The 9,917-nt window shown below is 42.9% G+C and carries 11 protein-coding genes; 3 read left to right on the top strand and 8 right to left on the bottom strand.

What is annotated here, in order from left to right; translation table 11 throughout:
• Positions 1-299: 299 nt before the first annotated feature.
• The 5 genes from CKO50_RS12080 to CKO50_RS12060 form a co-directional block, all read right to left on the bottom strand.
• Entirely contained in the window at positions 300-857 is a 558-nt protein-coding gene (locus CKO50_RS12080) for a hypothetical protein (protein ID WP_095728352.1), read from the bottom strand.
• 53 nt (positions 858-910) lie between these two features.
• Positions 911-1,354, bottom strand: coding sequence for a DUF2000 domain-containing protein (locus tag CKO50_RS12075; RefSeq protein ID WP_095728351.1), 444 nt, complete (start codon positions 1,352-1,354; stop codon positions 911-913).
• A gap of 99 nt (positions 1,355-1,453) precedes the next feature.
• Positions 1,454-2,467, bottom strand: a complete 1,014-nt coding sequence (locus CKO50_RS12070) for a DUF5924 family protein (RefSeq protein WP_176474652.1) — start codon at positions 2,465-2,467, stop codon at positions 1,454-1,456.
• A 71-nt stretch (positions 2,468-2,538) separates the two neighbouring features.
• On the bottom strand, positions 2,539-3,120 hold the full coding sequence (locus CKO50_RS12065; protein WP_095728350.1) for an FMN-binding negative transcriptional regulator: 582 nt from the start codon (positions 3,118-3,120) through the stop codon (positions 2,539-2,541).
• Complete coding sequence (locus tag CKO50_RS12060; RefSeq protein WP_095728349.1) at positions 3,117-3,692, bottom strand: GNAT family N-acetyltransferase; 576 nt, start codon at positions 3,690-3,692, stop codon at positions 3,117-3,119. Before CKO50_RS12060 ends, CKO50_RS12065 begins: the two co-directional genes overlap by 4 nt.
• 96 nt (positions 3,693-3,788) lie before the next feature.
• Between CKO50_RS12060 and CKO50_RS12055 the strand changes: the two genes are divergently transcribed.
• The 3 genes from CKO50_RS12055 to CKO50_RS12045 are packed head-to-tail and all read left to right on the top strand — an operon-like array spanning position 3,789 to position 5,966.
• Positions 3,789-5,234 (top strand): PLP-dependent aminotransferase family protein, encoded by a 1,446-nt coding sequence (locus CKO50_RS12055; protein ID WP_095728348.1) that lies wholly within the window; start codon positions 3,789-3,791, stop codon positions 5,232-5,234.
• A complete protein-coding gene (locus tag CKO50_RS12050; protein WP_095728347.1) occupies positions 5,227-5,544 on the top strand; it encodes a hypothetical protein in 318 nt (105 codons plus the stop codon). The genes CKO50_RS12055 and CKO50_RS12050 overlap by 8 nt, the downstream gene beginning before the upstream one ends.
• A gap of 17 nt (positions 5,545-5,561) precedes the next feature.
• Positions 5,562-5,966, top strand: a complete 405-nt coding sequence (locus tag CKO50_RS12045) for a lysozyme inhibitor LprI family protein (protein ID WP_095728346.1) — start codon at positions 5,562-5,564, stop codon at positions 5,964-5,966.
• Positions 5,967-6,035: 69 nt separating this feature from the next.
• Here the strand turns inward: CKO50_RS12045 and CKO50_RS12040 are convergent, their stop codons facing one another.
• The 3 genes from CKO50_RS12040 to CKO50_RS12030 all read right to left on the bottom strand — a co-directional run bounded on the left by CKO50_RS12040 (position 6,036) and on the right by CKO50_RS12030 (position 9,299).
• Positions 6,036-6,725 (bottom strand): DUF4386 family protein, encoded by a 690-nt coding sequence (locus tag CKO50_RS12040; protein WP_095728345.1) that lies wholly within the window; start codon positions 6,723-6,725, stop codon positions 6,036-6,038.
• 128 nt (positions 6,726-6,853) lie between these two features.
• Positions 6,854-8,614 carry a sensor histidine kinase KdpD gene (locus CKO50_RS12035; RefSeq protein ID WP_095728344.1) on the bottom strand — a complete coding sequence of 587 codons (1,761 nt, stop codon included), beginning with the start codon at positions 8,612-8,614 and terminating at the stop codon, positions 6,854-6,856.
• On the bottom strand, positions 8,604-9,299 hold the full coding sequence (locus tag CKO50_RS12030; RefSeq protein ID WP_095728343.1) for a response regulator transcription factor: 696 nt from the start codon (positions 9,297-9,299) through the stop codon (positions 8,604-8,606). The genes CKO50_RS12035 and CKO50_RS12030 overlap by 11 nt, the downstream gene beginning before the upstream one ends.
• Positions 9,300-9,917 lie beyond the last annotated feature (618 nt).

The following is a 9,917-nucleotide window of genomic DNA, read 5'->3' as shown; positions in this document are numbered from 1 at the left end:
GTTTTTATGTTGGATTTTTGGCTGGTGAAATGAGGAAATNTTCTTCAGCGAAGATTTGTGGAAAAACATAAACTGCTCGGCGAGTGAATCGCCTCCTACAAGCATGACTTCACTACGTAGTAGGAGCTGTTTTACACAGCGATCTTGTTGTTTTTATATTGGATTTTTGGCTGGTGAAATGAGGGGGGGTCATCAAAAATTCGTTGGAAAACATAAACCCTCGGCGGGTAAACCGCCTCCTACACGCCTATTTACGCTACGTAGTAGGAGCTGTTTTACACAGCGATCTTGAAAGCATTTTAAATATCTAACACCACGACCTCCGTTTGGTCTTGCGTATCGTAAGGTTGGATCTGCATTTTTATTTGGCTCTCAGTAAGCAACTCCAGCTGACCTTCTGCGGCTTTGTATTTGCTATGAACAACCTTTACCGCATGAATACCAAATCCGATTTCTCGCTCTAAGCGTAAAACTAAACCATATGAGGTGGTGGCTCCGCGGTCGGTTCGGTAAAGCACATAGTTATCGTTATTGACGTTTAGTCGATTAAGTTCGGCAAAGGAGTTGTCAACGCCGCTTTGTTTGATCTCGGAATAATCACCAGCGGCAAAGATGAATACGATGAAACTCGGCACTGCTGCTGCCAAAGCGACTAATAAGCCAGACATTTTGAGCAACTTGGTACGTCGACATAACGACCACAACAACACTGAAGCGGGTAAGGCGGTGGCCAGTATCATAACGAAAAGGTAATTATGCTGAGGAGCTGAAAATCTTAACTCCCAAGGCAAGTTAGTCATATTAAGGATGACTAGTAATACAACAATTACCAACGCAATACTTGAAAATCGTTTCATAAATTAAACCTAAACTACAACCAAAGTAACTGATACTAAAAATAAACCTCAGGTTATTTAAACAAGCTGAATTTCCCTGTAAATTCTTTAAGCTCCGCGCTATCGCCAAACATGCAAATGCCAAAGTACTCTAAGTCTTGCTCTGGTGTTTCTGCGGTGGCACTTACTTGCTGTTCGGATGTGCCAACAATCATGGTATTTGTAAAGTCGGTAAAGGGGATGTTACGAACCTCAAGCTCTGCTCGCACTTTTCTGATTTTATTACTGTTATCTGCTTTAAGCACAATAAAAGGGTAGTGCGAAATCGAAGGGTGAATGCCGCCATCTTTGTCTTGATACGGTAAAAAGCAGAGCTCATCAGTATTACCAATTTGGTCAATGAGCCCTGCGGTCATATGGCCAAGCGCATTAAAAAGTCGACCAAGTTCAACTTTTTTATTGAGCACAGCAACAAATCGCTTTGAGTTTTCGTCCGGTAAAACGGAAAAATCAATCATAGACTTCCTTGAATAAGAAAAGAGACGCTTAACCATATCATAATAACACTATCACCGCGCCTCGCTTTCGATAATTGATTGTAATTCCTTAAAAATTTCCTAAGGAGATACAGTAAATTTTGTTAGGCCAATCAGTTGTCCTGAACTGGTGACAACGTGCACCTCCCACTTACCTGTTGAGTCGGCGGGAAAGTTGCTCTTATGGCTCCAAGCTCGATAGCCTTCCTCGCGTCCACCGCTAATATTTAAGGGGATTCGGTCAACCACTTGCTTGTTGTGTACCCACACGTGAAAGATCTTTTCGTTTAGTCCCCGTGGTGCTTTTACCGCGCTCCAACTATACAAGCCTTGTTCGTGAAGCGAATGGGTATCGAGGTGTTGGATACTGTTCATTGGCTTTCGTTGCTGTCTATCAACCTCATAAGCCAGCGTAATGTCGGTGAGTCGTAAGGCCGCCGGGGGAACCCAGCTACGTAACTGCCACAAACCAGCGCTAAGTGCACTTAGCAGCAGAGCCAATAAGGGAAAACGCCACCACTTTGCATGTGGCATGATATTACCAAGACTTGGTAGGGTAAGAATAATGGCGGTGACTAGCGCTATTTGTATACTTTGGTCAGTTGTCAGGTGAAGCAAAATAGGTAGCGTAACTGAAATCACAACAAACAAAGCAAAATTGTGGAATACCATAAACAGCACATTGTGCCGGGCTAGCTTTTTGTAATATATCGGGTCCACAACGGAGATAAACGCGCAGAGTGCAATTAAGCAGGTAAACGCGGCCTGTGGATGATTCCATGTTGTGGCAGCCAAGAAAAAAGGCAGTGCGAAGAATAGACTTTCCTGTTGCACCATTTGTAGGGCAAAGCGCATAAAGTTGGGTGACAACACAATACCAAAACGTTGCTCCACTTGGTCGCGAAGCCAGTTATCAATAATAAGCCACAGCCAACTGGTGAGTAAAAGCAGAGCGATGATCTGTGAAAACGACTCTTTACGTTCAACTAAAATAAAGCTCGCTATACCACTGCAAAAAGCCAACAGCGCCATTAGGCCGGGCCACTTCTGCATCATCAAAATAAATTTTGTTATTAGGTTTTTGAAATAACGCATTGAAATAGAAATTGCTTGCTGGTCTGTAAGATTCAAGCACTTCAACCATGAATGTAGTATGAGTTTAGTAATTAACACACATAACTTGCTAACATTGTTTTGGATGACGTTAAATGTGTTCTGATTTTTTCGCGAATGTCACTCGACTGGTTTTGGCTTAACTTAAAAGCGCCATGCATCGTATTGATTTTAATCTTGAAAAAGTTAATGGCGTTAAACAGCGATTGGCGTTGATTAGCAGGCACGCTATCAAGCTGCCAATCACTATTTGAAAACTGCTCAAAATGCGTTATTTGCGCTTGCATTGACGCGTATTTTTCATCGTCAGTAGCAATAAGTGCGAGCTCACCTTCAACTACCACATTTGCGTACAACCACGTGGGGAGCTTAATGGCAGGGATAACCGTGGGTGAGAGGTAATGATCTTCACAGTGGAAAACTGCTTGGATAATACCGTCCGCGCGGAAAATCGGGTTGTCTTTTGTAGCGTGTCCGAGCAAATAAGCATGGTCATCACTTAATGTTAGCGGTACAAAAACCGTCTTTATCTTGCCTTCCTGTATCACCGTCAGCGTGGCCAGCGGGTGTTTTGTGATCATAGAGCTGAGTATGTTTGGATTGCTTTCAATGTAGTAGTTTCTTGGGTAGCTCATAACTTTTCCTCCAACCTCGCTTTCACTTCAGGCCACATCTCATCAGTGATGGCAAATCGTGCTGTATTACGGTAACTTCCGTCAGGCAAGCGTCTATCTTTTAACGACAAGCCTTCAAAATGGGCACCGAGTCGAGCGATGGCATTACGAGACTTATGATTACATTCATGCGTTTGAAATTGCACACGCACCAGTCCAATCGCTTCAAAGGCATATTTGAGCAACAGGTATTTGGCGTGGGTATTAACATGCGTGCGTTGAAAGTCAGTACCAATAAAAGTGTGGCCGATTTCGGCACTTAGGTTGAGTTTATCAAGTCTAAACAAGCGGCTATTACCAGCCAGTTTACCTGAGTCTTTATCTATGATTGCAACAACAAGTTGTTCGCTTTCGTCAAACTGCGCAGAGCCGTAAAACCATTGCTCTATGGTTTTTTGATCGCGACAATAATTGTTAAATACCCATTTCCAGATCTCGGTTTTTTTGCCACGAGCCAATAACTCAGGTAAATGTGCGGCTTCAAGTGGAGTGAGCTTAACGCGACTGGATTCTAGCGTTTGTTTTGAAAGCATCAATATTCCATTCATTCTGTGTTTTTAATGCTTGCATATTGCGCTGATTTTGGTTGATATAAAACAACCAGATTTAATAATTTAATTAGACCAGACTTGATTTCTATTAGCCCAAAAACACAGTCTCAAGATGTTAAACATAAACGCTTAGCAGATGTTTTACGCAGTGCTATTACTGAGGGTAAACTCACACCCGGTGACAAACTTCCTTCTGCCCGAAAGCTGGCTGAGTTACATGGTATGAATCGGCACACGGTGATGAATGCGCTACAAAACTTGGTANTGGTGGTTAAAGAGCGCAGCGGCTATCGAGTCAATACTGAACTACCTATTTTCAGTAGCCAACAGATAGACACAAAAGTGCCTGCTACACCACAAATCGTACCGCAATTTGTTAAAACACTGGCACCAGTGAGCAGCACTAAGCGTACGGCCTACCGCTATAGTTTTGCAGGGGGCTTACCAGATCTTCATGCTTTTCCCTATGATGAGTTTAAGCGGTTTTTGGTAAAGGCGTGCCGCAAAACCAATGTCAGTCATTTTCACTATTCAGACATTGCGGGGTGCGAGTTACTGAAATCCCAAATTCAGGCGTATTTGCGCAGAGCGAGGGGACTGGTATGTGATGATTTACTGATTTGTAATGGCTCCCAAGAAGCGCTTTCTTTGGTGGCAAATGCATTTATTAATCCAGGTGATGGTGTTGCCATCGAAATGCTTGGTTATCCACCTGCGCGGCATACTTTTACCAATGCAGGTGCTGAAATTTTTGCTTTAGCACAAGACGCAGAAGGCATTAAAGTGGAGGCCTTGGCGCGCTGCCTTGAACAAAATAAGGTGAAGCTGCTGTATTTAACGCCTCTACATCAATATCCCACTACAGTGACTTTATCTGTACCGAGGCGCATGGCGATTTATCAGCTGTGTCAGCAGTATGGCGTGTTTATTATTGAAGACGATTACGACCATGAGTTTCATTATCTCTGCCCGCCGTTACAGCCAATGGCGGCAAGTGACCCAAGTGGTATTGTGATTTATATTTCTACCTTCTCAAAAATCATGTTTGCCGGTGCTCGTGTGGGTTATATGAGTGCGCGGGCAGATGTGCTTGCGCAATTGGTGGCACGTAAGCAGCTACTTAATCACAAAAATGATGCGCTTACCCAGTTGGCTGTGGCTTACTGGATGGAAGAGGGCGGGTTTGAGCGCCATTTACGCCGCATGACCAAAGCCTATCAAGTACGCCATCAGGCGATGGCGCAGCACCTAAGCGAGCTTACAGCCAAGTTAGATATTGACTTTGAAGTGCCACAAGGTGGCATGGCGTTTTGGGTGAATAGCAAACGCGATGTCTCGAGATTATCTGAAAAAGCGCTTGAAAAAGGGATTTACGTACAATGTGAGCCTGAATTTACCCTCGATAAGGCTAGTAGTTTAAGTCATATTCGCTTAGGCTTTGCGGCGCAAGAAGTCGAGCAACAGCAAGCGGGGCTGAGTGAGTTATTTGCTTTGGTCGCAGGGCTGGAGAAAAATCATGAATAAGCAACAAGCACTAGCCGAGTTTGTTACATTCGGCCCACACAAAGCGCAGGCGTTAAACATACTATTGAGCGATAACAGCACAGTATCACTTGTTGTTAGCAAGGCGATGTTAAGTGTGGTATTAGCAAAATATCTCAGTGGTGAAATCGACGAGGATGACCTCGAAAATTGGGCTGGGTTTGTTGAACTGCGTGACGAGGTTGACTGCACCTTGATAGAAGATTACCTCTATGCGTTGAATAATCCAGAGCTGATGGGTGGAATTAACCTCGATTCCATCGGTAATATGTTGAAGTTCATTAAAGGTTAAACACAAAAGGAAATACCATGAGACTAATAGCGGCTGCATTGTTTTTATTACATAGCCAAATCACGTTGGCGGGGGGAGATGTGTGTGAAAACCCTATCTCAACCATAGACATCAACGAGTGTGCAATGAGCGAGCTTAACGCGAGAACTGAAATACTTGAACGTTACTACCAAAAAAGCCTTGAGCATAATGCCTTTGATGAGCAACTGGTGGAAGCGATTAAAGCTTCGCAGTTAGCGTGGCAAAGCTATCTCGATGCCCACTGCGGCGCGGTATATACCCAATGGCAAGAAGGCACTATTCGCGGTGTGATGGCACTTGAATGTCGTAAGAAATTAGTAAAAACCAGAACTCATACTCTTTGGGCTAACTTTTTGACTTATATGGATAGTACGCCACCCGTGCTGCCAGAACCTGAGTAAGCACGAGGTTCTGGCGATATTTTTCAATTGGCTCTTGGGAATATTATTCCAACAGTGGTTGTGCCTAATTTAGCTGGGAGCAACTTCTGATGGGGTCTTATTCTTCAATAGCATCACGCCTAATCCAATAAACCATAGGATTTGTCCGAGACCAAATATAGCCGTGGTAACCTCAAAAAATGGATTTTGGGCAAGGAAAGATAAACCAGAAAATAAAGTTAAAATCCCAGCTAGACTCACAAGCAAACCCCAATAGTGAAGCAGTGGGCTAAATATTTTATGTTTGAGACCGACGCAACTGATTGTAAGCACCCAAATCGCGCCAACTAATTCAATGCCACCGCCAAGTGCATCTACTACTATCGAGATAGTGCGATTAATCGTTAATGCAAGCGCAGGATCCATCTCATGAAATTTTGCAATCGCTTCAATGCTGGTTAGAAAAATCATGGTACTGGCAAGGACAATCGCCGCCCAAATATAGCCAACAATGCTGGCAAACTTCATCCAGTCAGGTGACATTGTGTTAAAGCGTTGATGAATTGCTTGCACCAACACAATCAGGGCAAAACTGAAGATAATCCCAATCACGATATAACCAAGAAAAAAGGTATCACGATTTTGCACAAAGAAATCTAGATATAACGCTGGCGTATTGTGTTCACTTGAGTCCAAAACCCCAAAAAATAGAACAAAGCCAAACAAATAAGTCGCGGCTTCTGTGAGTGCAGCGACACCTCCCCATTTTTGTAATGACATAGTACACCTGTAAAACTCGTTTATTATTGTTGTATCCAGTTTAGCAACACTTGTTCAGCAGTTCAGCTGTGTTGAAGGACTTGTTTGTAACAAGGGGTTACTTTGAAGGTAAGCGCTTAATCGGAACTTCACAACGTTGAATGGATTGGAAAAGTCACGTTAATTGCAAGTCCTGGAGTTTTTCGAGTGGCCGTTACGGAGCCATGGTGAGCGTGGATAAGCTCTTCTACCAGAGCAAGCCCTATTCCCGTTCCTTGTGTTGCCCTTGTGAGTTCGTTACCTGCACGATAAAACAGTTCAAAAATTTTCTTTTCTTGGGACTCTGCTATTCCGGCACCATAATCACGGATCTCCAGTTCCACTCTGTTGGAGTGGGCTGGTACTAAGCGGAAAGTGAAATCTATTTTTTGTCTTTCAGCGTCGTTTATTTTTGCTTGGTTAAAAAACTTAATTGCATTGTCAGTGACGTTAATGATGACTTGTGAAAACGCATCTAAATCAACCGATAGCAGTGTTTTTTCTGGGGCAGATAAGTGAGTGATCACATTGTGCTTAAAGCCATGTTTTAACATTAAAGATGCCGTTTTTGAATGGATTAGATCCATAAGTACCGCAACACTAACATGCTGAGGTTTGACTATTTGTGTGTGATGGTTGAGCTTCGCCAGTTGTAAGATATTTTCAATGAGCCTCGCTAAACGCTCACTTTCGCTATGTATAAAGTCATAGTATTCGGCTTGTTGGACAGGAGTTTGTACTATGCCCGATTGCAGCATTTCACTGTACATTTTAATTGAAGTTAGTGGCGTCTTTAATTCATGACTAATCGCTGAGACAAAATTTAGGCGCTGCTCAGCCAGTTGCAGCTGACTAAGTCCGAGCTTGTAGAAAGCAACACAGCCAATCAGCAGCCCGACAAAAATGGCCATATAGAGAGCTCCACCGATGATCATATTGGTGGAGAAGGGCAGTGTTTTTGTATAGATCAATATATCGAAATTCGAATAAGGCCACTTTAATGTGCTTGAGTAGAGCTGCTGTTGCTGTAGCTCGCTATTTTGCTGTTTTGGGTTGCTGATATTGATTTCATTGGTTTTTGTTTTTTGATATAAAAAATAGCTATCGCGAGGCACGCTCTTGTCTTTTAGGGTGACTTGTACAGAGCTGGCAAAACTGCGCAGCGCGAGAATATCATTGATGTGGCTTTGTAAATACGCTTGTTTGTGCGTGATAAAGCCTTGCAATCTAGTTTGCTTAGCATCGTCAGTGAGTCGATAAAACAAGAGATGATCTGGAAGGTCGAATGCGATGCGCCATTGCTGCTTTTCAAGCTCCGCTTTTTTATTGATGACTTGAGTAATGGTAGAAGACTGCGCCACTAACCGTTGCAATGTAAGCGTTAGTGGATCCGCTTTTGTAACAACACTTGCTTGTGACTGCTTCGTGGCTAAAAGCATCGATTGAGGCCAATAAGGAGTGCTGAACTGACGAATTTCATTTATCTGAAAAAATCCGATTAAGCCTGGTATGTCAGGTTGTGTTAACAAAGACGCTAATGGCGAGCGTACTGTGTTGCTTTGTTGAGTTTGAGGGTTGTAAGTGTTGCTATAATAATCAAAGGCTTGTATCGGAATTGAGTTATGGGCGACGAGCTTGCGAAACAGCTTTGTATTGGTTACTTGGACTAGGTTTCTCGCTTCTTGACGATAACTCTCTAACTGTGACTCTCGTGCCAATTGGTAGCTAAAGCGTGTTAAAAGGATCATCATCACAATAATCATCAGGGTGATGGAACCTGTGAGTAGACGCAGCCGTTTCACGCCACGCTGGTAGTTTAATGGGATTGATTGTTGTTCACGAGTCGCAAAGGATAACCACTTAATGAGCATGAAGTTGATATCCCGCTCCACGGTGCGTAACTAAATATTGCGGGGACTTTGCATCGGGTTCAATTTTTTTACGTAATTTAGCGATATGTATGTCAATAGTTCGTGTATCTATATCCCGAGTTTCCTTATAGCCCCATACTTCTTTCAATAGTTCGTCTCGAGAAACCGGATGTTTTTGGCGATGCAAGTAACAGAGAATTTCAATTTCACGCCGTGTAAATTTAGTTTCAAGCGTTCCTAGAACACCTGTTAACGTCTGTGTGTTTATTTTAATATTTGGGCTTAATACTAGGGTTTGCTCTATCCCTATCCAGCCAGAACGGCGCACTAAAGCATTTACTCGTAACACAAGCTCTGTAGTTGAAAAGGGCTTTGCGACATAATCATCAGCGCCTAAAGTAAGCCCGTTAATGATATCTTCTTCACTACTTTTTGCCGTAAGCATGAGAATAGGCTGAGATGGCGATGACTGCCTTAAAGCATTACAGATATCCAAGCCATTCATACTAGGAAGCATGACATCAAGGATCACACAAGCATAGTCATTTTCAGTGGCACGCTTCAGTCCGTGCTGGCCGTCGGATTCGCTGTGTACTTCATAGCCGTGGAAGATAAACAAATCCGTTAGTCCCCGCAATATAGCGGGTTCATCTTCAACAATGAGTAATTTGGGTTTTAAATTCAATTACCACACCTGCTCTATCAATAGTTCAATCTCGCATTATAGCTGTTAACTTGATGAGTTAAATGCAAACTTTTGTAAACTTTCAACGTGGTTTTTTTACCTTTTCTGCTTTATTAATACTCGTCGAAAGGCTTAAATAAAATAAGGATGAAAATAAGTGAAAAAATAAGTGAAGTGAAAAAATAAGTGACATATATGGACGCTCAGCTGCTGTCAATGTAGTGGTCAACTAATTTNTGAATTAAGTTTTTCTTCTGCTACTGCTGGAGCTTGCATATCGTTATGACTATGAGGCCTTCTCCAGTTGTGGAAGGAAACGGGGGAAAGGAAACGGTGACACCCACCGGGAGGGGAAACAGTGACATCCATCGCTTTTTTGACTTTAGAACATAGCTAGCAGAGTTTTATGGTGTGCAAACGATGTAATAAGGGGCACAGAATGCGTCTAGAAGCATGCTGATTTGGATCTTTTGGGTGCTATTTCACATCTAAGCCTGTTCGTCAGATATTACAACGCGCTGTAAATACAGAAGTAAGAAATTCTAGCGTTGAGAATGTGAGTTTTGCTAAGCCAACAAGCGCTCGCAGTTTGTTAGGTTTGTGCGTCGTCGTTTTTGC

Origin of the sequence: Pseudoalteromonas sp. HM-SA03, from assembly GCF_002289345.1 — a bacterium.
In the GTDB taxonomy this organism is placed as follows: domain Bacteria; phylum Pseudomonadota; class Gammaproteobacteria; order Enterobacterales; family Alteromonadaceae; genus Pseudoalteromonas.
The sequence above is the reverse complement of the archived record's forward strand: the minus strand, read 5'-3'. Positions and strand labels throughout refer to the sequence as shown.